Here is a 25,465-nt window from a genome sequence, read left to right on the forward strand (position 1 = left end):
TTCGTATTGGTACGTCATGTCGTCACCTCATCCTTCATTCGTTACAGTATAACAAAAAACGACGTGACGTGACATAGTACTCTATGACGGATTTTAAACGGGTGATGATGGAACGTGTTTATAGAAGTGAGTGACTTAGTGTCTACTTTGGGATGGAAGCTCCAGTTGGCGGACGCTTTCCTATGGGCCCGCAGTGAGCCAACTAGTCACTGCGTTCCTTTAGTTGTCTCACCTGATCAGGCTGATCCATCAGGAAGAGCCGTAACGAAGGACGGCTTTTGCGAGTAAAAGCGAAGCGTTAGGAGCACATCTTTGCACTTCGCCGCCAACTTCCGCTTCCATCTTACTTTTATAGTGGAAGGACTAAGAACACTTACTGTCGATAGTGTGTGAATTATTGTTTTGTCTTAACTTAATTTAATTTAAGTACTGAAGTTCAAAAATTCGAAGTTGTATTACAACACTTGCTTTAATGCGCAACAAAAAGTATCACCCACTCACACTGCAAGGGATTGGTGTGTAGGAGGGGCGACTCCTGGAGGATCAGCGGGACAGGTGAAACACCATGTGAGCGAAGCGAGCTGTGTGGTTCACCGCCCGCCCTCCGGAAAGCGTCCCCTCCGAAGCACCAATCCCCACCCCAACACCACTGCCCGCCTCTCCAATTCGCCCGATTGAACACAAAAAAAGAACGCCCTCCCGGAAAGGGGCGTTCTGTTGATCATCGCACTACCGCGATAATCCCTTCTTCATCATCCAGCTTCAGCTGAATACCTGCTGCCATCGGATCCTGATCGAGATACTGCTCGATCCAAAGGCGAAGCGCCTCGACTAGACGGGAGGTATCCAGATGATGCATCTTGCCGTTAAGCTCCGCATCTGCTGAAAACCCAGTGTCGTCATCGTAGGCAAGCTCGACTTCCACGTCGTCTGGCATTGCACGTGACTCTTTTGCAATCAATACACACACCGCATTCACTACGTCTTGTTCGTAGATTATCTGTTGTTCCATTGATTCATATCCTCATTGCGCTTACGCTCTTTCTCTTTGAAGATCGCGAAAATCTTCCGAACCATGTAAATGATGAAGACAATCGCTAAGACGTTAATCAGTAAGCCCATAATGGATCCAAGCATACCCATATTCGCAAACAAGCTGCCGAATAGTAGACCCGCTAGTCCACCAACGAATAGACCTTTCATCAAGCCGCCACCCATACCGCCTGGCTTCTTAGCTGTGTTGCCTGCCGTTGCTTTATCATTGCTTTGATTGGTATCTTGTTTCTTTTCTGCTTTATTCGGTTGCACACGGTTAGGTGTACTGAAACTCTTTTTACCAGATTTATAGCCACGTGCTTCGGCCGTAATTTCATCTTGGAAGATGATGTTCCCGATCGGCGACAAAATCAACGTCGCAGCTAGGAAAAATGCAGCAAATTTTTTCAATTGAAATTCTCCTTTGATGCTGTAATAAAGGTCTTGGGTTGACCAAAGCCCTTGACTCTATTTTACTGGATAACTTGCCGTAATGAAAGGAAATCCCCTTACTTAGCGAAGAAGTTTTCCGTATAAAATGGCTGTTCTTTGTCATTGAAATCCACACCGATCCCAAGGAACTGATAGTCACGGATTAATATGTTTTCTCGGTGGCCTTTAGAATTCATCAGCCCTTCATGTGCAAAAATACTGCTGGACTGACCATATGCTAGATTTTCACCTGCACTAACGAACTTGAGGCCTTGTTTTTTCATGCGATCGAAAGGGGATTCGCCTTGTAAGTTTTCATGACTAAAGTAATCTTTCACCGCCATATCAGTACTATGCAGACGTGCAGTGTCAGATGCGAGTTGATCCCATGTTAAAATAGAGCGACCGTGGCGCACTCTGGCCGCGTTCGTCAAATCAAATAATTGCATCTCGAAGCCTTGGCGTATGGCATCGTTTTGTGGTGCGTAGAGCGCAGATTTACCTGACTCTAGCGAATCCGCGATCAATTGAACCGCGGTGACGGTATTCTCTTTATGCAGATCATAAAAAACGTACATATAAAGACCATCAGAATGAAAAACATCCATGCCTTCATCGTTCTGCAACTTATAAATATTGGTACCTTTACGTATTTCCGTAATCGGTTCACCGAGTCCTTCACGTATTGTTTCTTTTGGCATGCCGTATTCAATGCCGATAGACGAAGCGATGAGACGGTCGTTCGTGTAGATGGCGTTGACTCGACGTTTAATATCGTACGACAGCATGACGAAATTCTGGTAGTTATCATGGAATGTCAGCCATTCCGTCCCGTATTCATTGCCGGATTTCCGTTGCGGATCACCGAGCTTTTCTTTCACTTGTGCTTCTGGTGTGCCAATTTCAATATTGTGGATGGAAATAATGCCCGTTGCAGGTGCATCAAGCACAGGTTGGGCGACTTCATCCGGGGGGCTGTTTCCGACGGCTTTGTCAGAAACGAATGTAATTAAATCGATGATCGATTGTTTTGTATAGTCAAGCGCAGATTCAACTACTTCCTCGTTCAGTACAGTTTCTACTTTGGCGTCAACTGGGTCGAGAAACGATAAGTCCACATATTCTGATACGGGACCTTCCCAGAAGGGCTTGAATGCGTAGAGGAGTACTACGAGAAAGAGTAACTGAAACAGGCGTTTTATCATAAGAAACCCACTCCTCTTCCACATTATACTCTGTTTGTACCTTGGCAATACAGCGGTAACTATTAATTGTTGAAAATTATCCGCCAGAGTAGCAGGAAAAAGGGTATACTAAAAAAAGAATGGAAAGTCTGGAAGGAGTGGATGGCATGTTCGGTGGTTTGAGCAGTGTACCTTCCTGGTTTTATATTGTCGCATTTGCGGTCGTCATATTGTTTGTCCTGATTACGGAATGGAGAACAAGATGAGCACTAAATTTCATTAGAAAGAAGGAAAAACATGTTAACATTTGAAGAGAAACAGCAGATTATAGAAGAGTTCCCGGAGTTAGTGAAAAAAGAAGTATCGATGAAGCGCTTGAACTATCATTATGAAGAGTCTTTGTATGATAAAACAGTCGTCGTGCAACACTTGCATCCGAATGGTAATGCATTTGTCTATGTGGCAGACGTAGAAGGCTATGAAGCGGATGACCGCGGTCTAGTTAACGTACGTGATTATTCTGCGGATGAATTCCGTGCAGTGATTCGCGCGGCGGTTGAAGGATTGGCGACTGAGGTACAAGAAGCAGATCCGATTGCAGAAACATGGCAGAATTCGAATGGTCAGATGCTGACACTTCTTGAGGAAGACGGCTTCTATAACGTCTATCACGAAGCGAACTTGGAAGAGGGCTTCGGCGATTATGGCGAAGCGGCAAGCTATTTGAAAGAAGAAGGCTTTTCCGTCAAAACGAAATAACTGCAACAGGGGTGATATCGAATGAAGGGTAAGACAGTCGCGATTTGGCTTATCGTGGTGTTGATTGTAGCCGTAGTGGGCGTCATATTGATGGTTCAGACTACGTTCAAAAATAATCCCACGCAGAAAAATCATCAGTCGATGGACAATCAGTCGTATACCGAAATCGGTACATTCGGCTGGCAATAACAATAGCCTGTCAGGAATTCTATTCCCGACAGGCTATTTTTATTTTGCGCTATATTTCTGGCTGTTGGAACGGTATAAACCTTTGCCAAATGGCAACCACCAGTTCCACTTGCCGAACAGTTTCATCAAACTAGGCACTAGCAACAATCGGATAATTGTCGCATCAATCGCAACAGCGACCGCGATCCCTACTCCGATTTGCTTGACTGGCATAACATCTGTGAACGCGAAGGCACCAGTTAGAACGATCATGATGAGCGCGGCAGACGTGATGACTTTACTCGTCGTTGCAAGTCCTTCGACGGTAGATTTGTCGTTATCGAATGACTGTGCAAACTCTTCTTGCATCCGTGAGATCAAGAATACTTCATAATCCATACTCAAGCCGAACACGAGACTGAAGACGATAACTGGGATGATGAGCGCTACCGTACCAGGATTTAATCCGAAATGGCCGTACTGGAATATATACACGAGTATACCGAACGTTGCCGACAACCCGAGTATATTCATCAGGATCGCTTTCACCGGAATGACTAATGAACGGAACGCGAACATCAGGATGAAGAATGTTGAAACGATGATAATCAACAATACATAGACGATATGATCCGCGATTTCATCGAAGATTTCCTGATTGAAACGCGGCTCACCGCCAAGTAGGATGTTGAATCCGGTATCTTTCTGCGACCAATCACGAATCCAGTCTTGTGCCTCATTCGAGCTACCGGCAGCACTCAACGTAACGGGGATAAATAATCGGTTGCCACTGTCCGTGAAGTTCTTCAGCACGGGATTGAGTTGATCATACATTTGCGGGATTCGCAGCGTTTGTTCCCATTCCTTGACAGTATCTATACCGCTGAGCGTAAAGACGGTCGAAACATCTTTAACTACAGGATCATTCGTCAATTGATCTTGCAACGTAATCATATCCGCCAGACCTTCAGTCGTTTTCCAGCTACCATCCCGTTCAGCAATGAGGAACACGGTGCTCTCGTCACCTAAACCAAATGTATCTTCCATTTGTTCAAATGCTACCCGTGTATCAAAGTTTTTCGGTAACGAGTCGATCTGCGGAATCGTCAATTCCATGTTCTTCACCGGAATAACCGCAATTGCGAGTAACACAAATGCTACGATCGCAATGGTTACCGGACGTTTGATAACAGCGTTCGCAAACTTTCTCCAACCGTTCGCATCTTCGCTACGCTCTTTCAGCAAACGTCCTTTATGAATACGTTCACCGAGCATCAACAAGACGGAAGGCAATAAAGTAAGTGATGAAACGACTGCCATTCCAACGACAATCATGCCGCCAAGTGCAATATTCATGAAAATATCCACCTTGATAAGCAGCATCGCACCGAGTCCAATAAACACACAAACCGCAGAGAATATAATGGAACGGCCAGCAGTACGGATCGTCGTGATGATCGATTCCTTGACGCTACGTTTCCTAAGTTCTTCTCGATACCGACTAATGAACAACAACGCAAAGTCTATGGAAAGAGCGAGACCGAGCATCGGCACGATATTCAGTACGAAAATAGAGAGATCTACCGTATTGCCAAGCAACGCTAAAATTCCGAGAGTGGAGACGACGGTGCCGATGCCGACAATCAATGGAACAAACGAGGCAACAATTGTTCCAAATGCAAACAGCAACACGATGATCGCAATCGGCAAACCGATCGCTTCTGCTGTCATCAAGTCTCGTTGGCTCGCTTGGTTGACGTCGTGTTCAAATGCCCCTCCACCAGTGAGTGTTATGCCAGCTTGACCCTCGATTTCGTCGCGTATATCCTCCACGACTTTCGGCATATCGTCAGGTGCCGTATCAAATTGCAACAAGGCATAGGATAAATCTTTCGTATACTGTTCTTTTTCCTCAAGAGGAGATACGATATCGGACGCAACACCGAGTTTTTCTAGCTGATCAAGTGATGCATCGATTTCTACGTCGGACTTTCCGTCAAATACTAAAAACAACGATTCGGCAGGCAATCCGAAGTCTTCCGAGACGATTTTCATGACGTGTTCATGCTCGCCATCTACGCGGAAGCCGTCTCCTGCAAGCAAACTAGGCAGTTGAATGGCGAAATAGGTCATAACACCAAATAGCAAAATCCAAAACGTGAAGATCCATTTATACGATTGCGTCACAAACTTCCCGAATCTCTGCAAGGCCATTCCTCCTCAAACGATGTATGAAATCATGTAATTTCATTTCTATGTTTATCATAGCAACGAAGTGCCAGAAGATGTTGCGGAAATATGGAAAGAAACGCACAAAAAAACCACTCCCCAAAAGGAAGTGGTTTGTATAGTTAAATTAGTTTTTAGTTACGTTAGTAGCTTGAAGTCCGCGTTGTCCTTGTTCGATCTCGAAAGACACGTCTTGACCTTCTTCAAGAGTTTTGAATCCGTCACCTTGGATAGCTGAGAAGTGTACGAATACATCGTCGCCATCTTCACGTTCGATGAAGCCATAACCTTTTTCTGCGTTAAACCATTTTACTTTACCTTGTTCCATGTTTGTTTCCTCCTCGTGCACACTCGTGTACACATTGTATTACTATCCTTGCTCAATTTCTAAAAAACGGTCGATATAAAATCGTAGACCAGCGTCGAACAAAAATAATTCTTCTTTATCATAACAAGAAAAGGGAGATAAAGCAAGTCGGAGGATTGCTTTACTAGATTGTCTGTTTGCCTTTTTGCTTTGATTATAGGAAAAGTGTGAATATTTTATAGACGACTCCAGCCATTAAAGCGGAGATCGGCATCGTGATAATCCACGTCAAAACAATCTTTTGTGCGACTCCCCATTTCACACCTTTCAAGCGTTGCGCTGACCCGACTCCCATAATAGAAGAAGAGATGACATGCGTCGTGCTGACAGGTAAATGAAGAAGTGTGGCACCGAAAATAATAACTGCAGAGTTCAAATCAGACGCAATCCCGTGGATCGGACGGATTTTCATAATCTTGCCGCCAACGGTTTTAATAATCTTATACCCGCCGATTGATGTCCCGATTCCCATCGCAGTCGCCGCCGCAATCCGTACCCATAACTGGATGTCATCGGTGGTCTGCAATTCTGCCGCGATCAAAGCCATCGTAATAATTCCCATCGCCTTTTGCGCGTCATTCGTACCGTGCGTAAATGATTGAATCGCAGCCGTTCCGATTTGCATGTAGCGGATACGGCGGTTTGCTTTAAATAAATTACGGTTCTTTAATACCGTACGTAAAATGGTCATGACAATAAATCCGCCGACAAGTGCAATGATAGGGGATAGCAACAGTGCCTGAATGATTTTAATGAAGCCGCTGTAATTCAGAATACCAAATCCGGCTGCTGCAATTGCTGAGCCGGCAATAGATCCGATCAGTGCATGCGATGAGCTAGAAGGAATTCCAAAATACCACGTGACCAAGTTCCAGATAATCGCGGAAACGAGTGCTGCCAAAATAACGAGAGAACCATTTTCTAATAAGAATGGATCGACGATATCTTTCGTAATGGTTTTTGCTACACCCGTGAATGTCAGTGCACCGACAAAGTTCATCGTGGCCGCTAGCATAATCGCAGTCCGAGGTTTCAAAGCGCGTGTCGATACCGAAGTAGCGATCGCGTTGGCTGTATCGTGAAAACCATTAATGAAGTCGAACGCCAAGGCAAATACCACGACGAGAATGGTGAGTATGAGAATCGTATCCATTGGTTAGGACCCCTTATGCGTTGCGCATGATGATGGTTTCGATATTGTTTGCCACGTCTTGACAAAAGTCGGCCGTGTCTTCAAGTAGTTCATACAGATCTTTCAATTGAATGATACGAATTGGATCTTTTTCACGAATGAACATCTGCTTAATGGAAGTCCGTAACACTTCGTCGCAAATCCGTTCGTATTCTTTGATTTGCACAGCGTGTGTACGCATTTCGACTAGCTTTTTCTTCGTCAGCAATTCCATCGCCAAAACGATTTCATCGGTACTTTTCATAATGTTGAGAATGAACTTCTGCATGTACTCATCGATTTCAATGAGAGAAAACATCTCGAGATTAGCAAGGAAATGCTCCATGCCATCGAGGATATCATCCATGGCAATCGCGATATTCAAAATATCTTCGCGTTCGATTGGCGTCATGAACGATGTATTTAATTTCGTGATTAATTCATGAATCAACGTGTCACCAGCTGTTTCGTATTCCTTCATGCGAATGCTGGCAGCTTTCAAATCAGAGACAGAATCGACTTTAAACTCGTTCGCATAGTGCATAGATTCCTGCACATGCTTGGCGATGTCCAATAACGCTGTAAAAAAAGGATCGGGTTTACGTGGACCTAGCATCTAAATTCCTCCATCTATTGTTGACATCGATAGTTATTACATCATACAAAAACCGTGCGTAAAAAGATAGCGAACGGTGTAGAATTTGAGCGGAATTTGTTTGGATTTTCGGTTAGTCCTTAGTTTGTCCAATGATTGTTAAGTTATTATTAAGTTCTGATGAATGCATTGAAAATAAACTTGAACATGAGATGATCGAACGTAAAGTATATTTTGACCGGAAAGGAGATCAAAATGAAGAATAATGTAGTATATTCCATAAAAAGACTAGTAGAATTATTTATCGTCTCTCTTAAATTAGGACTGACCTCATTTGGTGGACCGACCGCGCATTTAGGTTACTTCCATGAAGAGTATGTCCGGAAACGGAAGTGGATGGATGAAAAAGGGTATGCGGATTTAGTAGCGTTAGCGCAATTCCTTCCGGGTCCAGCAAGCAGTCAGGTAGGGATTGGAATCGGTGTGGCGCGTGCAGGGGTAGTCGGCGGCTTTGTTTCCTTTCTAGGTTTCACGTTGCCTTCTGTAGTGGCGTTGATCTTATTTGCTACACTTCTAGTGGATTCAGATGTTAGTGAAGCAGGCTGGCTCCATGGATTGAAGATCGTGGCGGTGGCGATTGTCGCGCATGCGGTCCTCGGCATGGCAAAGAATTTAACGCCAGATAGTAAGCGAAAAGCGATCGCATTATTCGCCCTCGTTGTCACGCTTTTATGGCAAGCTGCTTTTACGCAAGTTGGAGTGATTATACTAGCGGGTTTAGTAGGGTTATGGATGTTCAAAGCTCATGATTCGTCAGATGCTAGTTCCTCGAAATTCCTCGTGTCAAAGAAAACGGGAGTTATTTGTTTAACACTGTTCTTTACTTTGCTCGGCATGTTGCCGTTGCTTCGGGAACTGACAGGGTCTTACTGGGTCGCGTTATTCGATAGTTTTTATCGGTCGGGTGCGCTCGTTTTTGGTGGAGGACATGTCGTCTTGCCTTTATTGGAACAGGAACTAGTACCGGCTGGATGGATTGGAAATGAATCATTTTTAGCAGGTTACGGTGCGACGCAAGCGGTTCCGGGGCCGTTATTTACGTTTGCCGCCTATCTTGGAGCTGTGATGAACGGTTGGCAAGGTGGATTATTCGCAACCGTTGCGATTTTCTTGCCTGCCTTTTTATTGATTGTCGGAGCACTACCTTTTTGGGACGTGTTGCGCAATCATCCAAAAATCAAAGGTGCGGTCATGGGTGTCAATGCGGCGGTCATTGGAATTCTTCTTTCGGCGTTATATAATCCGATCTGGACAAGCTCGATTTTGCGAGCGGAAGACTTTGCATTGGCGGCCGTTTTATTCAGTATGCTGACTTTTTGGAAGATGCCTCCATGGATCGTTGTGCTAGCCGGTGCGGTAGGCGGAACTTTATTGTCCATGTGGTAGAAAGATAACCGATTCAATCGATTTTTGTTATACTGAATGAATTCTATAGAAGAAAAGGGTTATGTACATATGAATACTTCATTACAAAAAAAGATTCCTATGCCAACTGTTTGGCTCGTTATATTGCTTGGTTCGTTGTCAGCATTCGGTCCGCTGTCGATGGATATGTATTTACCGGGATTGCCGATAGTGGCGGATGATTTAAATGCTTCGACCTCACTTGTTCAATTAAGTCTGACGGCTTGTCTGCTCGGCTTAGGCGCAGGACAGCTCATTTTCGGACCGTTAAGTGATATTTACGGTAGACGGAAACCGCTCGTCATTACGCTTAGCGTGTACGCAATCGCTTCCGTTCTATGTGCGTTTAGTCCGAATATCTGGATTTTCGTTGCATTGCGTTTCGTTCAAGGTTTGACAGGCGCTGCTGGAATTGTAATTGCGAGAGCTTGCGCACGTGACTTATATGTTGGAAGTGAATTAACAAAATTCATGGCGATGTTGTCGATCGTCAGTGGATCAGCACCAATACTTTCGCCGATAATAGGCGGTGTTGTGCTGAATTATGCTTCGTGGCCTATGGTGTTTCTATTACTCGGAGTCATCGGTTTGTTGATGTTTTTATCCACAGCATTTTTCTTGCCAGACACGTTGCCGGTTGAAGCACGTTCGGAGAGTGGAATGCTGGCAGTCATCAAGACGTTTAGTGGTCTACTGAAGGATAAGTGGTTCTTAGGCATCGCGTTAACGCAAGGCTTGATCATGTCGGGCATGTTCGCGTACATCGCGGGGTCTCCGTTCGTTTTACAGAATATTTATGGTATCACGGCGCAACAGTTCTCCCTGTTCTTCGCGATGAATGGTATCGGAATCATTACAGCGGCACAAGTGACGGGTCGACTTTCGGGTAGAATTCACGAATTGAAGTTCCTACGCGCAGGTGTGTTGCTTTCATTCACGGCGAGTATTGTACTTCTGTTGACTGTCTGGAATGAATGGCCGCTTGCTGTAATTGCGACGGCGTTGTTCTTTATGGTGTCGAGTGTTGGTTTGGTGTCACCTGCAGCATTTTCGCTAGCGATGCAGAGTCAGGGGAAGTCAGCAGGAAGCGCGTCGGCGTTTATTGGACTGGTGCCTTTCATCGGCGGTGCAATCGTTTCGCCACTAGTAGGATTAGCGGGAGACAGCTCAGCGTGGCCGCTTAGTATTATCGTCTTGACATGCAGTACTGCGGCGTTAGTGATCTATTTTACAGTGGTTCAGAAGGCATTTCGGATGCAAGAGGTTTGATTGGATAGGCTGGTAGTGGTGTTGGGGTTAGATTGGTGCTTCGGAGGGGACGCTTTCCCATCGTACTCACCAAGTAACTCTCCCCCCAATCCTTTTTAATTCAAATTTGCGCGAAAATAGGGCATGATAGAGATAGAGAGTCTGATTATTACTTTGAGAGGTGGATGTAAAGATGGAATATCGTATTGAGCATGACACGTTCGGAGAAATACAAGTACCAGCAGATAAGTTATGGGGAGCGCAGACGCAGCGCAGTAAGCACAACTTTAAAATCGGCGGGGAACGCATTCCGCTTGGTGTGATCCAAGCCTTTGCCCATTTGAAAAAATCAGCAGCAATCGCAAGTCATTCATTCGGCAATCTATCCGAAGTCAAAATGAAAGCTATCAAAGCAGCAGCAGAAGAAGTCATTGAAGGCAAATGGGACGAGCACTTCCCGTTAGTCGTTTGGCAAACAGGAAGCGGTACGCAGTCGAACATGAACATGAACGAAGTACTCGCTAACCGTGGAAACCAGTTGCTTGAAGAGTGGGGCGAGGAAGAACGCTTGCACCCGAATGACGATGTCAACAAATCACAGAGTTCAAATGATACATTCCCGACAGCACTTCACGTGGCGGGTGTAATTGCGGTAGAGCGCGAAGTACTGCCAGCAATTGATAAATTAGCAGCAACACTTCAGAAAAAATCTGAAGACTTCACGGACATTATTAAAATTGGCCGCACGCACTTACAAGACGCGACGCCATTGACGTTGGGGCAGGAAATCAGCGGTTGGCACAGAATGCTTGAGAAGACGCACAGCATGCTAGAAACTAGTGTCGAGACGATGAAAGAACTCGCAATCGGCGGTACAGCAGTCGGTACAGGACTGAACGCACCAGCTGGATTCGGTGACAAAGTTGCGGAAGAGATTTCGAAGTCAGTTGGAATCGACTTTACATCTGCACAGAATAAATTCCACGCATTGACGAGTTATGATGAAGTTGTCTACACACACGGCGCGCTAAAAGCATTGGCAGCAGACTTGATGAAAATAGCAAACGATGTACGTTGGTTAGCAAGTGGTCCACGTTCAGGTATTGGCGAAATTACGATTCCTGAAAACGAACCGGGCAGCTCGATCATGCCAGGTAAAGTGAATCCAACACAAAGTGAAGCGTTGACGATGGTTGTGGCTCAAGTTATGGGTAACGACGCGACGATCGGCTTCTCAGCAAGTCAGGGTAACTTTGAATTGAACGTCTTCAAACCAGTTATTATCTATAACTTCCTACAATCAGCGAAATTATTGGCTGACGGTATGATCAGCTTTAACGATAACTGTGCAGTTGGAATTGAACCGAACCGTGAAGAAATCGATAATAAAGTAAAGAATTCCTTGATGCTAGTTACAGCATTGAATCCACATATTGGTTATGAAAATGCGGCGAAAATTGCGAAGAAAGCTCATACAGAAGGTACAACGCTGAAAGAAGCGGCACTTTCTACTGGTTTATTGACAGAAGCGCAATTTGACGAATATGTAGACCCAAGCAAGATGACGGGCAACTCATAATTGTCATGAATTTGTACGCTTGTTTTTCCCGCAAACCTTGTATACTAAAGGCATAACATCTATACGAAGGAGTCAGGAATATACATGAAAAAGAAGTTGCTTGCAGGACTGGCGGCGCTGACTTTGGCGCTTGCGGCATGTGGAAACGGCGCTACAGAAAAGCCTGCTGAAGTCGATCCAAAAGATGTACGGGCAGAAGTAGGACATGACCACGCAGAACATATGCCGAACGGAGACTTGCAGGAAGTGACCGCTTCAGCGGATATCTTGCCTTCATTTCTAGATGATAAGCCAGAAGATATGCGTATGGTCTATCAAGTAGCGGCCAATGCAACGGACGTTTTGGAATACATGCCTTGCTATTGCGGCTGCGGAGATAGTGCCGGACACAAGAGTAATTTGAATTGCTTCTTGGATGAAGTACGCGAAGACGGCTCGGTCGTCTGGGATGATCACGGCACACGTTGCCTAGTTTGTTTGGAGATCGCAGTGAAATCCGTACAAATGAAACAAGATGGCAAGTCCATGAAAGAAATCCGTGACGCAATTGATACAGAGTATGGTAATGGAAATTACGCGAAACCGACGGATACTCCAATGCCTGCATAATCGATAATATAGGCTGCAGATTTACTCATTTAACGGGAGTGGATCTGCAGTTTTTTTGCGTTTGATCATAGAATTGGGGTAAGCGCTCTATCAGACAGTTTAAGCGCTCATAGAGTTGCTGTAACTGCTCTATAGCCAGCTGAATTCGCTCATAGTTCCGATCTATGCGCTCTATACACGCATGCAACCGCTCATAGCCGGATATTCGACCACCCAACCACCCAACCAAACACATAGGTCATTCGTTTCATTGGAAAGGTAAAAGGGTATGGTATAATTTAGTTAAATTAGGCAGGAGGGGATTCTGATGATTCATTTTGTACAGTTCGAAGAGCAGTATATACCGAAGATGGCCTCATTATTAGCAGCAAGGCATGCAGATGAACGACAACGTTTTCCGTTTTTGCAGGAACGTTTTGAACATGTCGAGCAAGCGGCAGAACGTTTACGTGAAGAATTGGAGAAACCTTATACGGGAGGGCTCGTGACGTTGCGAGATGAAGAAGTCATTGGCTATCTACTATACGAATACCGTCAAGACGTTTCACATGGACGTACGGTGTATGTAGGGTATCCATCATTTGTCATTCATGAGGACGAGCATCCGAGGCTAGCGCGGTTGATGTACACGGAAGCCGGTGCGGAGTGGGTTCGTAATGGCTACTTCGAACATATCATGGATATACCGGTTGGTAACGATGAATTAATTCTTGAAATGCTGGAGCAGTCGTTTCATTTTGAACAGCGCTTTGCGGCGTTGTCACTTGAACATTATCGTGCACAGCCTGGAGAGAATAGTCTCGTAAAGATGAAGGAACTGGTGGGGGACGAGCAAAAAGTATTGCACAAGATGGCGCCGTGGAACAGTTTGCATCAAGCGAAAGCGCCAGCGTGGAAACCGATTACACAAGAGGCGTTGGATGCAGAGCGCGATGTATTTGCGGCGTATGAAGGCAAGGAAGGCACGCGTAGCTGGGTTGCAGAGCAAGACGGTGCACCTGTAGCCTTTCATCTATTCACACCGGCGGACGCGCGTCATGCGATGACAACACCGGATGAGTCGGCCGTGCTGGTTCAGGCGACGACGAATATCGAGATGCGTGGACAAGGGATCGGTAAATCGATTGCGAACCACAGTTTCACTCAAATGAAAAATGCGGGCTATCAATATGTCATGACGGATTGGTTGACAGCGAATCATTTGGCGTCGTATTTCTGGCCTAAACTTGGATTCCGTTCATACATGATTCGTATGGCCCGTACAGTGGATGCACGCATCTCATGGGCGGACGGACAATGACGGGCGTGAAGTTCGTCACATCATGGAGTGGCGGCAAGGACTCTGCACTCGCAGCGTATCGTGCAATCCAAGAGGGGAATACGCCGGCTATGTTGTGGACGATGTTCGAGAAAGATCAACCACATTCTAAATCTCACGCATTGCCACTGGAGATTGTTCAAGCGCAGGCGAAGCAGATGGATATCCCACTGATGATCCGAAAAGCAGACTGGGCTGGCTATGAAATGCAATTCATAGACGCTATGCGCGTGTCGAAAGCACATGGTATTCACAAAGCCGTATTTGGAGATATTGACTTAGAAGATCATTTGCTGTGGGTACAGTCGATGTGTGCCAAAGTAGGTATGGAAGCGTACCATCCACTTTGGGAAGAACCGCGACGTAAGCTACTTGAGGAATTCATTGCGGAAGACTTTGAAGCCTATGTAGTGGTCGTCAATACAAAAATGATGCCTGCCGAATTTCTTGGCAGACGTTTCACGATTGACTTATTGGATGAACTTGAAGCGCTCGGCATCGATAGCTGCGGGGAGTCAGGAGAATTCCATACGGTCGTCGTGGATGGACCGATTTTCAAGGAACGTATCCCTGTGAAGATGAGCGAGACTATCGAAAAAGATGGCTATGTATTTTTGAAATGCGAGATAGAACAAGAAACTTCCACAGACTGAGAAATCATCTGTGGAAGTTTCTTGTTTCCGTAATAAAAGTAGAAAAGGAGTGGATATTTGATGAAAACGAAGAGAATACGTACACAAGAAGACCTTCAAAAGTCTTTTGACATACGAAAGGCGGTATTCGTCGAAGAACAACAGGTTCCAGAAGAGGATGAGTTTGATGAATTTGATGTGCTGAATGAAGTCTGTGAACATATTTTAGTAGAACATGAAGGACAAGCGATCGCATCAGGCAGATTAAGAGTCGTAGATGGGATCGGGAAGTTAGAACGTATTTGTGTGCTAGCCACTCATCGAAGTCTTGGCGTCGGAAAGGTGATTGTTCTAGGCTTGGAAGAAATCGCAAATGACAAAGGGATTGAGCGGTTGAAGTTGCATGGACAAACGCATGCGGAGGAGTTTTATCGTAAACTTGGATACGAGACTACATCTGATATATTCATGGAAGATGGCATACCGCATATTGTGATGGAGAAAGTTCGCTCTATAGTCTGAAGTAGGATTTGTTTTGTACAGAAAAGCCCCTACTAGTAGAAGATAAAATCTACTAGTAGGGGCTTTCATCACATGATTCGCTTATTTACGTAATTGAATTTCGATATTGATCTTTACTTCATCACTTACGACAACGCCGCCAGTTTCTAGTGCAGCGTTCCATGTTAAACCGAATTCTTTACGGTTAATCGTTGTTTTACCTGTAAATCCAGCAGCTTCGTCTCCGCTCATCGGATCTTTAGCCATACCTTCATACTTTACATTGAACGTAACAGGCTTTGTTGTATCTCTAATCGTGAAGTCGCCAGTTAAGTCGTACGTATCTTTAGAGGTCTTCTCAATTTTTGTTGCTTTAAATGATAATTTCGGGTAATTTTCTACATCGAAAAAGTCAGCTGAACGTAGGTGATTGTCTCGATCGGCTTTACGTGTATCAATACTGTTCGCATCAATTGTGAAATCTATAGATGCTCCTGTTAAATCTTCTGGATCTGCTTCGATATTTCCTTGGAATTCGTTAAATGTACCTTTTACGTTTGAAATCATCATATGTCTTACGGAAAAACCTACTGTACTGTGAGCTGTGTCTACATTCCATGTTGCTTTTGTCATAAAAAATCTCCTCCAATAATGGTTTGTTTATATTTACTATACTAATTCAACTTTTACATACAATAAAACGCGTTTATTGTTTTTTATTTTGTTCCATTTTTAACTCTACGAAGCAGTGATGGGTATTTTCCCATTCTAAGTATTCGAATGACTTTCTGCATGAAGCTTCTAGGAAGCGAATGACTTCAGCAGGGTCCGCTTGATCGACGTCACTTTTGATTTCATACAGGTATTCAGCCATATCGGGACTGAAGTAACTACCTTCAGGGAAAGAGTCATCTGTTTTTAATTCCACGCCTTCGACAAACGGATAAGGCAGTGTGAAGAAGGTAGGATGTTCAAATTTGTCATCGCCTAACCAAAAGCCAAACTCGATCATATGTTCATCAAAAGCAGCTCGTTCAATTATTCTACTATCATCTGGAAAAGGTTCGAACTCGTTATACACAATGATACCGGTCACATCGAATGTGCCCCAGAAAAGACCTGGATAAATCTTCCGTTGTCTAATTGGAGCAAGGAATTGTTGCTCAGCATCCCATGCAAATTGGAACCACTTAAGAATTTGTTTAGCTACGTCTTCTTTGTAGTGATGATGTTCAACGTCGTCTTCAAAAGGCGTCGTCGTTTCCATTTCCTGAGGCGTTGTATGGATGGACAACGGGATACCTAGATCATCGGCAGTGCGAACAATCTCCTGGTAGTAGTCACGAATCGTCTTTCCGTCCTCAAGTTTGATCACCGCGTCATCTTTTTCTGTTTTACTAATAATTTCATTTTTAATTAAATCGACTTCTATTTCAAAGTGGTGAGCGTTATATCTCAGCAACCCAGTAGTAAACCCGCGGGGTGTAATATCAAGAACTACGTGCGCCCATTGGGGTTCCTGTGCAGCGTATTCTAGTTTCACTTTCCCTAAAATTTGAGAAATAAGCTGTAAGGTGATGATTTCATTCTTATGCGTTTTATAAAATCCCACTAGTAGCACCTCCTAGGCATTACTTACCCTCTTTTGAAAAAATTAAGCATAAAGTAGAGGATTCGGTAGAAATTGGTCATTGTAGTATCGCTTCATAGCGTAGTAATGAAAATACAGTCAGCCTATTATCTTGCCTTTAAAACATCCTCGTATTGAGATCGGTTTTTTTCCAATCTCGCTTTTGCGAAAGGACATAAAGGGATAATTTGGCGATTGCTATCACGTGCGAATTTTACTACTTCTTCCAATAACAAATCACCAACGCCTTGACCTCTTAATTGGTCGCTCACCATCGTATGATTAATGATGAATTGCTTTGGACCATTCAAGACAATCGTCATTTCTGCTAGAGGTTCTTCCGGGTTGTCACCAACATAAAACTTCTCATTGCTTTTTTTGATCTCCATCATCATCACTCCTATTTTTGTTTTTTAGTACATAGATTTCTTTTACTTCAACCAGCTTTTCGCTTGCATTGCGACGTCCTGTGTCAGACTATGTCCCTTAACCCATGCCGTTGTAACGTTTGCGCCTCTTTCTTCAAAGAGACGGATGACGCGCTTGCTTTCTGATTCAGGCACAATCGGATCACCTTCGCCTAGTGAGAGGAATACTTCCGCATCGCTGAAATCTTGTTTATCTTCTACATCTGCAGGATACAGTGGTGCGAATAAAGCTGCCTTTTTAAGTGTTTCTGGATGCTTGAGCATCATTTGAATCGCAATGTTCGAGCCGTTTGAGAATCCGACAAGTACTGTATCTTCCATTTTGAAGTCATACTCTTTCGATTTTTCTTCAATGAATGCATACAGTTCATTGCCTCGGAACTCAAGATCTTCCCAGTCGTACTGACCTTCACCGTGACGTTTGAAGAATCTATTCATGCCATTTTCCTGCACATTTCCTCTAATGCCTAACACGTTGTATTCGGGATTGAGGAGTTCGGCAAGAGACACTAAGTCTGTTTCTGTACCCCCTGTGCCGTGGAGCAATACAAATACGGGTGCACCTTTTTTGTTTTCATTGTAAATGTATTTCATTACATAACCACTCCTTTGATTATTTAACAGGCCGTTCGACGGTGAATAGCTTGCCTATTTCAGCATAGTCACTACCGGCGAGTCTACTGACAGCATTTAATTTCAACGGATCAATATAGCCGTTATGATAGATTGTTTCGTCTATATGATAGTGTTTTACTTTTAGCAATAAAACATCTGTAGTTGCGATATTTTCTTCGTTGTAAATGACTAGTGAATCGTATAATTCTGTTTCAAATCTCACTTTGGTTTCATTCAATCCAGGAACTTGAACCGCTTTTGAATCTACCGTTGTAAAACTCGATACATCCAGCTCGCTTTCATCCGGTCCTAGCGGCGCGGATGTGGCATTTGCCGCTTCTACGTTATCCGTATCCACAACCTGCACTACGGCTTCTTTATTTTCATAAATATTTCTAGCAGTATCTTTCGATTTCCCATCTACGCGCTGTACAGCGATGGACAGCATAGGGGGGTCATACGTGACGATATTAAAATAACTGAATGGTGCAATATTTACAATACCCGAATCAGACTTCGTAGAAACCAATGCGATAGGTCTAGGAATAACTGAACCGATCAGGAATTTCTTCTTTTCTTTTGCTGTCAGATCTTGCGGGGAGAAGTTGAGCATTTTATTCACGCATTATACCTCCAATTTCGGCAGCAGACTTTCGTATTTCTGTCTGTTCTGTTCGTATTGTTGCGGTAATTTCAGCATAGAACCAAGTGATTTCATATCTTCATCTACATCGAACCCTGGACCATCTGTCGCGAACTCGAATACGACGCGTCCTTTTTCTTTAATGTAGATCGAGGTGAAGTAATTTCTGTCTTTCACTTCAGTGACTTTAAATTCCTCATCTGTCAGTGCAGACTGCCATTGTTTCAATGCATCTTTATGCGGCACGGACCACGCGATGTGGTGGACGGTTCCGATACCAAATCTTCCAGCAGGCTGTGGGGGAATTGCCGTAATAATATGGTGTTTTTCTTTGCCAACTGTTTCAAAGTGTTGATTCTGATCATCTATACTTAGCTCATGTAATCCCATGAGGCCGGTAAGGAGATCTCTTGTGCCTTCGGGATTTCCGGACAATAAAACAGCACCGTGGAAATCAACAATGTCATAATGATCTGCAGCAATTTCACCTTCGACTAGCGCGAGCTCGAGTCCGTGTACATCATCGAACTCGAGTGTGTTTTTACCGAAAAGCTGCGTCATTTCAATGGGAATATGTTGAGCAGTTAAATGCTCTTTCCAATAGTCCAGGCTTCCTTTAGGTATTCTAAAAGCAATTCGTCCGACCTGACCGCTGCCTTTTCTACCTTGATTAGTATTTGTCCAAGGGAAGAATGTAATGACTGTACCGGGAGTTACATTATGATCTCCGAAGTACAAGTGATAGACGCTTGGATCTTCAAAGTTGACCGTTTGCTTTATAAGACGGAGTCCCAAAACATCCCTGTAAAACTTCAAGTTTTCATTAGGGTCTCCTACAATCGCTGTAATATGGTGGATCTTTTTAATTGCTTCCATTTATAAAACTCCTTTTAAAACTGTTATGAACGTGTTGTATCGAATGGGCGAATCTGTGATTCAATATATTCACGTTTAGGCTCAAGGAACGGTGGAAGAGATAGACTTTCACCCAATGTTTCGTAAGGTTCATCCGTCATGAAACCTGGTCCGTCTGTTGATAGCTCGATCAGAATATGGCCGACGCGTGTATAGAGTGCTTCAAAGTAGAAGCGGTCTACATGACCGGAATGTTGCATACCCATTTCATCGTATTTAGCTTCCCAATTTTTAATCGCTTCATGGTCTTTCACTCTGAACGATACATGGTGAACTTGTCCATATCCTTGACGACTTGGTGTTGTATCATCATTTCGTAAAATGACTTGTCCACCGTTGCCGCCTTCACCTACATCAAACAGCGTTACATTTTCTTCTTCAAAAATAGGCTTCATACCGTACACTTCAGTCAGCATTTTCTTGAAATCTTCAAAGTAGCTAACTGTAATTTCAATTGGCCCTAAACCGTAAATTGCGTGCTCTTCAGGTACGGGGCCGTTTTTCCAAGGTGTACCCGGTGCTACGCCTTCATTTTTCTCATCAGAGAACAGTTGATATTTCTGTCCGTCCGCTTCTTGGAAAGGTAGTACTTTTTTGCCGAATAGCTCTTGAATGCCGTCGTTTTCTACGCCAAACTCTTTGAAACGCTCTAGATAATATTCAAGTGCTGCGTCATTAGGTACCCGTAGTCCCGTTCTAGAAATCGAGTTCGTTCCCGGTGTTCCTTTCGGGTTGTTCGGGAAGTCGAAGAACGTCATGTCTGTCCCTGGTGAACCGATATCATCTGCGAAAAATGTGTGGTATGTGTGGATGTCATCTTGGTTTACCGTTTTCTTAACTAATCGCATGCCTAGCACGTTTGTGAAAAAATCATAGTTTCTCATTGCGTTATCTGTCATTGCGGTAACGTGGTGAATGCCTAGTAATTCGTTTGTCATGTTATAAAACCCCTTTTTAAATTATGGTTAGTTGATATATTACTAATTCGAGATGTTAGTTGTGAAAAAAACTAGATTTACCATTACATATTTTGTGCATGTAAACCTAACTTTTTTAACTGTGTAATTAGTTGTTCTTTTTCTTGTATATCTAGTCCGCTAAAAATTTCTTTGATCGCCTTTTTGTGAGGGGGGAAGATTTCATTCATCAGTTCCGTCCCATCGGTTGTAATGGACGCATGTGTGACACGTCGATCTTTTGGACAAGGCTTTCTTTTGATTAAGTTTTTCTTTTCTAGTTTATCTACAACGTAGGTGATACTACTGCTAGCAATCAATACTTGCTCACCGATTTTTTGTATCGGTTGATCACCTTTACTATAGACTAATTCTAAAACGGCAAACTCTGTTGGATTTAATCCGGAGCGTTTTATATCTTCTTCTACACGCACCTTAATGGATTGCAATGCTCGAGTTAAAACAATGAATGCCTTTAGAGACAAATCTTCTTCATAAATTTCTTTATTTTGATTGTCCATGACGCTCTCCTTTTATCTCGAATTCAAGATAATCATATAATATTCAATTTACGATGTCAACCCATACGTTTGTACAAGATCTGTACTACGTAAAAAGTTTGCATCCTTTCAAATGGAAAAGGTGCAAACGAAAGGGGAGGCTAACTGTACGTACAATATAGCCTCCACACACTAGCATCTATTAGTAGATGCTAGTACATTGCGATGTTAAAGCGCGGCATCATTTTGGAAGTTCATGACAAAGTGAGACGCATCATTGTACACTCCAAAAACATATCCTTGGTCTTTGAAAAAGTTCAAAACTTCAGGAAGTGCTTCTAAAGTTTGTGATTTTTCATGCATTAATACGATTTCTTTATTAGAAGTAGTGTCTCGTTTGATGTTTTGAACTATTTGAGAGGGATTTCCAGGAAGTTCCCAATCATGCGAATCGATCGTCCAATCCCAAATTTTAATATTGGCTTCAGCTAGTTGTTTCCGTATTTGCCCGCCGTTCAATCCAGGCGCTGATCCATAAGGAGGGCGCACTAGCCGAGGGGTAGTTCCTGTAATTTTATGAATTAGATCTAGTGTTTCAATCATTTCGGGTACAAACTGTTGATTCGTATAGAGTGCTTGATAATTGTGAGTCATACTGTGGCCGCCGATATAATGACCTTCTTGTGTTGCGCGTTTTACGCTTTCCTGAAGATGTTCTTTCTTCAAGTTACTGCCTTGCATGAAGAACGTAGCTTTGGCATCATGTGCATCCAAGACATCTAAAAATTGCTCAGTCCATTTGCTTGGACCGTCATCAAATGTTAAATACACTACTTTTTCTGGCTCTTTCTCTGCTGGGGGTTGTTCCGTATTTTCTTCAGCAGGCATTTCCTTTGGTTCTTCAGAAGATACCTCTGTTTCTTTTTCAGTAGGTGTTTCTGTTTCATCTGATTCTATGACAGGGAATACTTCAGTTTCAGGACTAGATTCTTCTGGTGGTGTAATAGTTTCTGGCTGCTCGTTTGATGCCTGAGTTTCAGTTGCTTCTGGTTTGGTTACAAGTTGATCTGACGTACTAGGTGCTTCACGGAAAGAGTAGGACGTCCCAACAAAAAGAACAGTACCCGATAGAACGAGAAGAAAAATCAGAAGCAGAAAATATCTTTTCTTCAGCTTTCTTCTTTTCTTTCCGATTTGTTGATGCAGCGTATTCATAAAATTTACATCTCCTATCATTTTATGTTAAATGGTTCGATTATTGCCTTATGTATGTATAAAAACATCTTTATTTATAGGAAGAACAGCAGACGAAATCCATCATCTGCTGCTGTAAAATAACTTACTGAATATATGTGTCCCCAACTAGTGCATCCTGTAAAATATGTGAAGGAATTTCAAATGTGATGACTCCCATATAACCTGGGGCTACATCGTACTGGTCGAAAGAAATGACGAGTGTATGATCCGCAGTAATATAGAAGTCTTGATTTGCTTCGATTGAATTGAACTCAACGTTCGCTCCTTCAATAGCTAAATACGCAATGTTTTTATCCTCTTCCATTTGTCGTTTCATCTCTTGTTTAATATACGTATTGATTATCCCGACATAGGAATCGTCTTTAAAAAGACTTGGTAATGTAAGAAGGATATTATGTTGTTTATCAATCGTATCGTATTGCATTTCAGTGGAAGAAGATCCAGCCGTAGTGGTTTCATAACGCGCAATAGATAAGATTTGTTCTGTGTCGGTTTTTACTTCATAACCTGAATCCATGCCTAAATGACCGCTACCTGCCTCTTCCAGTCTGGCGATCTCTTCCTCAAATTTCGTAAAGAGCGCTCTGTTTTCTTCGATATACTTTTCATTTAGGGCAATTTGTAATCCTTCGTTTTCTAAACCATCGATGGCCGGCGTTTCCATGTTTGCTTGATACGTTTCCTTTTCCACTGTTAAGGTTTCTATCGTGAAAACTTGCACGATCGAACCAAGAACGGGTATGTTCACTAGCGAATTGGCGAATGTTGGACTAGCATTAATGCCACCAACGAATAAAGCCGCCGCAGCAGCTACACTGAGGGACCAATTTCTCAGAGGAGAAGGCTTCTTTTTTGTAGTTTTAGCTTTTTGAATGGAATCTTTCACTAAATTATCTAATTCGGGAGGAATTTCAATATCGTCATATTCTTTCTTCATTTTGTTCATCCGCTTCATTCCAAATCCCCCTTTTCAATTTCTATCCGCAATTTCTTTAAAGTTCGGTAAAGCCTGGTTTTCACGGTATTACTGTTTTCCTCTAAAATGGCTGCTACTTCGTCAATCTTCAAGTCTTCAAAAAAGCGTAAAATAATTAACGACTTTTCATCTGGAGAAAGAGTTTCTAGCGCATCTAATAAATCTATATCAGTTGGTTCATCTTCAGTTTGTGGTAAATAGCCATCTAGAACTTCATCATCCATCACCATCATCCGTTGATGTTTACGAATAAAATCGATGGACGTATTGACGAGTATCCGATAAAACCATGTCTTTAAGTACTTAATTTCCTCGAGGCGATGAATAGATTTTAACGCTTTGAAAATTGAGTCTTGCACAATATCCAACGCGTTTTCTTTGTTTTTCACATAGCTATAGGCGAGCCGATAATGAGCATGTTGGTTTTCAATTAAAAATTGCTCCACCTGCTCCATTTTTTTATTCTTTGTCATGACAAAAGGTTCACCTTCTTCAATTTTAAACATGTCGCGATCACGTCTTACTCTTTTGACGGACAGCTTCTGCGAAAAGTTTGGATTTTATTTTAAAAAATAGACAAGAATAAACTGATCATATGGTGTTGAGAGTAGAAATTATTTTTCTTGTTTCGTAACTGCTATACTCATGACTATACCAATGGATAAAGGAGCAATGTATTTTATGAAGAAATATATCAATGCGAATATATACGGTGATCCAGATTCCCATGAGTTTTTAGTGAAAAATGGTCAGTTTACCGCAATAGGTAATGATCTAGATAACGCAGATGAAGTAATTGATCTGCAAGGACTTTTAGTATTGCCACCTTATGTGGACCCTCATTTACATTTGGATTATATCTTTTCGGGACTAGGCGAAGGAAATGCAAATGTATCCGGGACATTATTTGAAGGCATTCAGCGTTGGAGTGATAATAAGAAATCATTGACTGAAGAAATGGTGCGTGAACGTGCGATAAAAGGAATTCAAAAAGAAGTGAGTAAAGGGGTTCAATTCATTCGTACACATGTAGACATTACAGATCCCAATTTAACGGGGATGAAAGCGTTAGTTACACTGCGCGAAGAATTGAAAGACCTCGTTACATTACAACTCGTAGCTTTTCCTCAAGAAGGATTCTTTAGATATGAAGGGGCAGAGCGTTTAATGGAAGAAGCGCTTGAAATGGGTGCGGACGTAGTAGGGGGGATTCCTCACTTTGAAATTTCCTATGAGCATGGAGTGGAGTCATTGCGACGTATTGTCGACATGGCCATCAAGCACAATGTGATGATTGATATTCACTGTGATGAAAACGATGATCCAAATAGTCGGTTCTTGGAAGTGTTAAACGCACTCGTTATGGAAAAAGACTACGGTAAATATACAACGGCCAGTCATACATGTAGCTTCGGTTCAGTCGATAATAGCTATGCCAATAAAATGTTAGGTCTATTTAAAGAATCACAAATTAATTTTATTTCTTGTCCAACTGAAAATGCTCATTTACAAGGACGCGGCGATAGCTATCCTAAACGTCGTGGCTTAACACGAGTCAAAGAGCTATTAACTAACGGAAACAATGTGGCGTTTGCACAAGATTCCATAGCGGATTACTGGTATCCGTTAGGCAATGGAAATATGATGAATATTTTAGACAATGGGATTCACTTAGCGCATTACACACATATTGACGAGATCAATAAGGCATTGGATTTGATTACGTATTACGGTGCAAACATTATGAGAGTAAATGATGCGTATGGTATTGAAGTGGGGAAACCCGCGAACTTTATCGTGTTGGATGCACAAGATCCGTATGAGGCTATTCGTGAGCGAGCAGAAGTGCTGATGTCTGTGAGGAATGGTGGCTATCTCTTTAAGCGTGAACCGCGGAAAAATGAAGTGGAAGTAGATTTTTTAAAGCAGTCGTGAAATTTATGATTATTCTATAAAGTCCTCCTCAACATGTTGAGGAGGACTTTTATGTGATTTGAAATTCTGATATTGAAGATGTGTATGAACTGAATCAACCGATGATGGAGGAGTGGTTGGTACCCGTTGATTCTAACATAGTCACCGGCTGTAGCGAAAATCAACTGAGCGAGTGTGATTAACAATGTGCCACAATCGCACCCGATAGTTAAACTTCTTATAAATGAATTACAAACTCTATACCCTTTGGTTTCTCCATAAAATGGTCACTATATTCTTTAACAACTAACTCCAGTCCTGAAAAATCGTCAGGTAACGG

General features: G+C 42.9%; 28 protein-coding genes. 10 read left to right on the plus strand and 18 right to left on the minus strand.

Annotated elements, in window-relative coordinates:
* Window positions 1–721 precede the first annotated feature (721 nt).
* From Q7P97_RS01970 to Q7P97_RS01980, 3 genes are all read right to left on the minus strand, one after another.
* Window positions 722–1,012 carry a DUF2653 family protein gene (locus tag Q7P97_RS01970; RefSeq protein WP_085427906.1) on the minus strand — a complete coding sequence of 97 codons (291 nt, stop codon included), beginning with the start codon at window positions 1,010–1,012 and terminating at the stop codon, window positions 722–724.
* Window positions 997–1,446, minus strand: coding sequence for a hypothetical protein (locus Q7P97_RS01975; protein ID WP_085132466.1), 450 nt, complete (start codon window positions 1,444–1,446; stop codon window positions 997–999). Before Q7P97_RS01975 ends, Q7P97_RS01970 begins: the two co-directional genes overlap by 16 nt.
* Window positions 1,447–1,544: 98 nt before the next feature.
* Complete coding sequence (locus Q7P97_RS01980) at window positions 1,545–2,672, minus strand: CAP domain-containing protein (protein WP_303965785.1); 1,128 nt, start codon at window positions 2,670–2,672, stop codon at window positions 1,545–1,547.
* A 276-nt stretch (window positions 2,673–2,948) separates the two neighbouring features.
* On the opposite strand from Q7P97_RS01980, the gene Q7P97_RS01985 reads away from it, so the two are divergent.
* A complete protein-coding gene (locus tag Q7P97_RS01985; protein WP_303965788.1) occupies window positions 2,949–3,410 on the plus strand; it encodes a hypothetical protein in 462 nt (153 codons plus the stop codon).
* A gap of 21 nt (window positions 3,411–3,431) precedes the next feature.
* Window positions 3,432–3,599 carry a hypothetical protein gene (locus tag Q7P97_RS01990; protein WP_303965791.1) on the plus strand — a complete coding sequence of 56 codons (168 nt, stop codon included), beginning with the start codon at window positions 3,432–3,434 and terminating at the stop codon, window positions 3,597–3,599.
* 39 nt (window positions 3,600–3,638) lie between these two features.
* Here Q7P97_RS01990 and Q7P97_RS01995 read toward each other — a convergent pair whose 3' ends face one another.
* The 4 genes from Q7P97_RS01995 to Q7P97_RS02010 all read right to left on the minus strand — a co-directional run bounded on the left by Q7P97_RS01995 (window position 3,639) and on the right by Q7P97_RS02010 (window position 7,961).
* Window positions 3,639–5,792 carry an MMPL family transporter gene (locus tag Q7P97_RS01995; RefSeq protein ID WP_303965794.1) on the minus strand — a complete coding sequence of 718 codons (2,154 nt, stop codon included), beginning with the start codon at window positions 5,790–5,792 and terminating at the stop codon, window positions 3,639–3,641.
* A 142-nt stretch (window positions 5,793–5,934) separates the two neighbouring features.
* On the minus strand, window positions 5,935–6,135 hold the full coding sequence (locus Q7P97_RS02000) for a cold-shock protein (protein ID WP_009766462.1): 201 nt from the start codon (window positions 6,133–6,135) through the stop codon (window positions 5,935–5,937).
* A gap of 193 nt (window positions 6,136–6,328) precedes the next feature.
* Window positions 6,329–7,327: an inorganic phosphate transporter gene (locus Q7P97_RS02005; RefSeq protein WP_303965831.1), complete on the minus strand. Its 999-nt coding sequence runs from the start codon at window positions 7,325–7,327 to the stop codon at window positions 6,329–6,331.
* Window positions 7,328–7,340: 13 nt separating this feature from the next.
* Window positions 7,341–7,961: a DUF47 domain-containing protein gene (locus Q7P97_RS02010; protein ID WP_303965835.1), complete on the minus strand. Its 621-nt coding sequence runs from the start codon at window positions 7,959–7,961 to the stop codon at window positions 7,341–7,343.
* A 234-nt stretch (window positions 7,962–8,195) separates the two neighbouring features.
* On the opposite strand from Q7P97_RS02010, the gene chrA reads away from it, so the two are divergent.
* The 7 genes from chrA to Q7P97_RS02045 all read left to right on the plus strand — a co-directional run bounded on the left by chrA (window position 8,196) and on the right by Q7P97_RS02045 (window position 15,312).
* A complete protein-coding gene (gene chrA / locus Q7P97_RS02015; RefSeq protein ID WP_303965838.1) occupies window positions 8,196–9,386 on the plus strand; it encodes a chromate efflux transporter in 1,191 nt (396 codons plus the stop codon).
* Window positions 9,387–9,455: 69 nt separating this feature from the next.
* A complete protein-coding gene (locus Q7P97_RS02020; RefSeq protein ID WP_303965840.1) occupies window positions 9,456–10,673 on the plus strand; it encodes a multidrug effflux MFS transporter in 1,218 nt (405 codons plus the stop codon).
* 172 nt (window positions 10,674–10,845) lie between these two features.
* Window positions 10,846–12,231 carry a class II fumarate hydratase gene (gene fumC, locus Q7P97_RS02025; RefSeq protein WP_303965844.1) on the plus strand — a complete coding sequence of 462 codons (1,386 nt, stop codon included), beginning with the start codon at window positions 10,846–10,848 and terminating at the stop codon, window positions 12,229–12,231.
* A gap of 84 nt (window positions 12,232–12,315) precedes the next feature.
* The gene (locus Q7P97_RS02030) at window positions 12,316–12,840 is read left to right on the plus strand and encodes a PCYCGC motif-containing (lipo)protein (protein ID WP_303965846.1); all 525 of its coding nucleotides are present in this window, start codon (window positions 12,316–12,318) and stop codon (window positions 12,838–12,840) included.
* Between the two features lie 307 nt (window positions 12,841–13,147).
* On the plus strand, window positions 13,148–14,140 hold the full coding sequence (locus tag Q7P97_RS02035; RefSeq protein ID WP_303965849.1) for a GNAT family N-acetyltransferase: 993 nt from the start codon (window positions 13,148–13,150) through the stop codon (window positions 14,138–14,140).
* On the plus strand, window positions 14,137–14,811 hold the full coding sequence (locus tag Q7P97_RS02040) for a Dph6-related ATP pyrophosphatase (RefSeq protein ID WP_303965852.1): 675 nt from the start codon (window positions 14,137–14,139) through the stop codon (window positions 14,809–14,811). Before Q7P97_RS02035 ends, Q7P97_RS02040 begins: the two co-directional genes overlap by 4 nt.
* A gap of 60 nt (window positions 14,812–14,871) precedes the next feature.
* Window positions 14,872–15,312, plus strand: coding sequence for a GNAT family N-acetyltransferase (locus Q7P97_RS02045; RefSeq protein WP_303965855.1), 441 nt, complete (start codon window positions 14,872–14,874; stop codon window positions 15,310–15,312).
* A gap of 81 nt (window positions 15,313–15,393) precedes the next feature.
* Here the strand turns inward: Q7P97_RS02045 and Q7P97_RS02050 are convergent, their stop codons facing one another.
* The 11 genes from Q7P97_RS02050 to sigV all read right to left on the minus strand — a co-directional run bounded on the left by Q7P97_RS02050 (window position 15,394) and on the right by sigV (window position 23,684).
* Window positions 15,394–15,924, minus strand: a complete 531-nt coding sequence (locus Q7P97_RS02050; protein ID WP_099633951.1) for a YceI family protein — start codon at window positions 15,922–15,924, stop codon at window positions 15,394–15,396.
* A gap of 73 nt (window positions 15,925–15,997) precedes the next feature.
* Complete coding sequence (locus Q7P97_RS02055) at window positions 15,998–16,903, minus strand: DUF5996 family protein (protein ID WP_303965863.1); 906 nt, start codon at window positions 16,901–16,903, stop codon at window positions 15,998–16,000.
* Between the two features lie 125 nt (window positions 16,904–17,028).
* On the minus strand, window positions 17,029–17,310 hold the full coding sequence (locus tag Q7P97_RS02060) for a GNAT family N-acetyltransferase (RefSeq protein ID WP_303965865.1): 282 nt from the start codon (window positions 17,308–17,310) through the stop codon (window positions 17,029–17,031).
* 42 nt (window positions 17,311–17,352) lie between these two features.
* The gene (locus Q7P97_RS02065; protein ID WP_303965867.1) at window positions 17,353–17,943 is read right to left on the minus strand and encodes an alpha/beta hydrolase; all 591 of its coding nucleotides are present in this window, start codon (window positions 17,941–17,943) and stop codon (window positions 17,353–17,355) included.
* A gap of 19 nt (window positions 17,944–17,962) precedes the next feature.
* Window positions 17,963–18,577, minus strand: a complete 615-nt coding sequence (locus Q7P97_RS02070; RefSeq protein ID WP_303965879.1) for a flavin reductase family protein — start codon at window positions 18,575–18,577, stop codon at window positions 17,963–17,965.
* Between the two features lie 12 nt (window positions 18,578–18,589).
* A complete protein-coding gene (locus Q7P97_RS02075) occupies window positions 18,590–19,483 on the minus strand; it encodes a VOC family protein (RefSeq protein ID WP_303965869.1) in 894 nt (297 codons plus the stop codon).
* 23 nt (window positions 19,484–19,506) lie between these two features.
* The gene (mhqE, locus tag Q7P97_RS02080) at window positions 19,507–20,460 is read right to left on the minus strand and encodes a ring-cleaving dioxygenase MhqE (protein ID WP_303965870.1); all 954 of its coding nucleotides are present in this window, start codon (window positions 20,458–20,460) and stop codon (window positions 19,507–19,509) included.
* 83 nt (window positions 20,461–20,543) lie between these two features.
* Window positions 20,544–20,999 carry a MarR family winged helix-turn-helix transcriptional regulator gene (locus tag Q7P97_RS02085; RefSeq protein ID WP_099633956.1) on the minus strand — a complete coding sequence of 152 codons (456 nt, stop codon included), beginning with the start codon at window positions 20,997–20,999 and terminating at the stop codon, window positions 20,544–20,546.
* A gap of 207 nt (window positions 21,000–21,206) precedes the next feature.
* Window positions 21,207–21,866 carry a polysaccharide deacetylase family protein gene (locus Q7P97_RS02090; RefSeq protein ID WP_303965881.1) on the minus strand — a complete coding sequence of 220 codons (660 nt, stop codon included), beginning with the start codon at window positions 21,864–21,866 and terminating at the stop codon, window positions 21,207–21,209.
* A gap of 451 nt (window positions 21,867–22,317) precedes the next feature.
* On the minus strand, window positions 22,318–23,190 hold the full coding sequence (gene rsiV / locus Q7P97_RS02095) for an anti-sigma-V factor RsiV (protein WP_303965873.1): 873 nt from the start codon (window positions 23,188–23,190) through the stop codon (window positions 22,318–22,320).
* Entirely contained in the window at window positions 23,187–23,684 is a 498-nt protein-coding gene (gene sigV, locus Q7P97_RS02100) for an RNA polymerase sigma factor SigV (RefSeq protein WP_303965875.1), read from the minus strand. The genes rsiV and sigV overlap by 4 nt, the downstream gene beginning before the upstream one ends.
* Window positions 23,685–23,892: 208 nt before the next feature.
* Between sigV and Q7P97_RS02105 the strand changes: the two genes are divergently transcribed.
* Complete coding sequence (locus tag Q7P97_RS02105) at window positions 23,893–25,146, plus strand: amidohydrolase family protein (RefSeq protein WP_303965877.1); 1,254 nt, start codon at window positions 23,893–23,895, stop codon at window positions 25,144–25,146.
* The last annotated feature ends 319 nt before the right edge of the window (window positions 25,147–25,465 follow it).

It is taken from the genome of Sporosarcina ureae (assembly GCF_029267015.1).
Taxonomy (GTDB): Bacteria; Bacillota; Bacilli; order Bacillales_A; family Planococcaceae; genus Sporosarcina; species Sporosarcina ureae_D.

Excerpts from the sequence above, each read along its gene's own strand:
- sigV (WP_303965875.1), bottom strand. The coding sequence starts at position 23,684 with ATGACAAAGAATAAAAAAATGGAGCAGGTGGAGCAATTTTTAATTGAA.
- Q7P97_RS01985 (WP_303965788.1), top strand. The coding sequence starts at position 2,949 with ATGTTAACATTTGAAGAGAAACAGCAGATTATAGAAGAGTTCCCGGAG.
- Q7P97_RS02035 (WP_303965849.1), top strand. The coding sequence starts at position 13,148 with ATGATTCATTTTGTACAGTTCGAAGAGCAGTATATACCGAAGATGGCC.
- mhqE (WP_303965870.1), bottom strand. The coding sequence starts at position 20,460 with ATGACAAACGAATTACTAGGCATTCACCACGTTACCGCAATGACAGAT.
- Q7P97_RS02000 (WP_009766462.1), bottom strand. The coding sequence starts at position 6,135 with ATGGAACAAGGTAAAGTAAAATGGTTTAACGCAGAAAAAGGTTATGGC.
- rsiV (WP_303965873.1), bottom strand. The coding sequence starts at position 23,190 with ATGAAGCGGATGAACAAAATGAAGAAAGAATATGACGATATTGAAATT.
- Q7P97_RS01995 (WP_303965794.1), bottom strand. The coding sequence starts at position 5,792 with ATGGCCTTGCAGAGATTCGGGAAGTTTGTGACGCAATCGTATAAATGG.
- Q7P97_RS02010 (WP_303965835.1), bottom strand. The coding sequence starts at position 7,961 with ATGCTAGGTCCACGTAAACCCGATCCTTTTTTTACAGCGTTATTGGAC.
- Q7P97_RS02090 (WP_303965881.1), bottom strand. The coding sequence starts at position 21,866 with ATGCCTGCTGAAGAAAATACGGAACAACCCCCAGCAGAGAAAGAGCCA.
- Q7P97_RS02030 (WP_303965846.1), top strand. The coding sequence starts at position 12,316 with ATGAAAAAGAAGTTGCTTGCAGGACTGGCGGCGCTGACTTTGGCGCTT.
- Q7P97_RS02045 (WP_303965855.1), top strand. The coding sequence starts at position 14,872 with ATGAAAACGAAGAGAATACGTACACAAGAAGACCTTCAAAAGTCTTTT.
- Q7P97_RS01980 (WP_303965785.1), bottom strand. The coding sequence starts at position 2,672 with ATGATAAAACGCCTGTTTCAGTTACTCTTTCTCGTAGTACTCCTCTAC.
- Q7P97_RS02040 (WP_303965852.1), top strand. The coding sequence starts at position 14,137 with ATGACGGGCGTGAAGTTCGTCACATCATGGAGTGGCGGCAAGGACTCT.
- fumC (WP_303965844.1), top strand. The coding sequence starts at position 10,846 with ATGGAATATCGTATTGAGCATGACACGTTCGGAGAAATACAAGTACCA.
- Q7P97_RS01970 (WP_085427906.1), bottom strand. The coding sequence starts at position 1,012 with ATGGAACAACAGATAATCTACGAACAAGACGTAGTGAATGCGGTGTGT.
- chrA (WP_303965838.1), top strand. The coding sequence starts at position 8,196 with ATGAAGAATAATGTAGTATATTCCATAAAAAGACTAGTAGAATTATTT.
- Q7P97_RS02060 (WP_303965865.1), bottom strand. The coding sequence starts at position 17,310 with ATGGAGATCAAAAAAAGCAATGAGAAGTTTTATGTTGGTGACAACCCG.
- Q7P97_RS02005 (WP_303965831.1), bottom strand. The coding sequence starts at position 7,327 with ATGGATACGATTCTCATACTCACCATTCTCGTCGTGGTATTTGCCTTG.
- Q7P97_RS02085 (WP_099633956.1), bottom strand. The coding sequence starts at position 20,999 with ATGGACAATCAAAATAAAGAAATTTATGAAGAAGATTTGTCTCTAAAG.
- Q7P97_RS02020 (WP_303965840.1), top strand. The coding sequence starts at position 9,456 with ATGAATACTTCATTACAAAAAAAGATTCCTATGCCAACTGTTTGGCTC.
- Q7P97_RS02070 (WP_303965879.1), bottom strand. The coding sequence starts at position 18,577 with ATGCTCAACTTCTCCCCGCAAGATCTGACAGCAAAAGAAAAGAAGAAA.
- Q7P97_RS02050 (WP_099633951.1), bottom strand. The coding sequence starts at position 15,924 with ATGACAAAAGCAACATGGAATGTAGACACAGCTCACAGTACAGTAGGT.
- Q7P97_RS01990 (WP_303965791.1), top strand. The coding sequence starts at position 3,432 with ATGAAGGGTAAGACAGTCGCGATTTGGCTTATCGTGGTGTTGATTGTA.
- Q7P97_RS02075 (WP_303965869.1), bottom strand. The coding sequence starts at position 19,483 with ATGGAAGCAATTAAAAAGATCCACCATATTACAGCGATTGTAGGAGAC.
- Q7P97_RS02105 (WP_303965877.1), top strand. The coding sequence starts at position 23,893 with ATGAAGAAATATATCAATGCGAATATATACGGTGATCCAGATTCCCAT.
- Q7P97_RS02065 (WP_303965867.1), bottom strand. The coding sequence starts at position 17,943 with ATGAAATACATTTACAATGAAAACAAAAAAGGTGCACCCGTATTTGTA.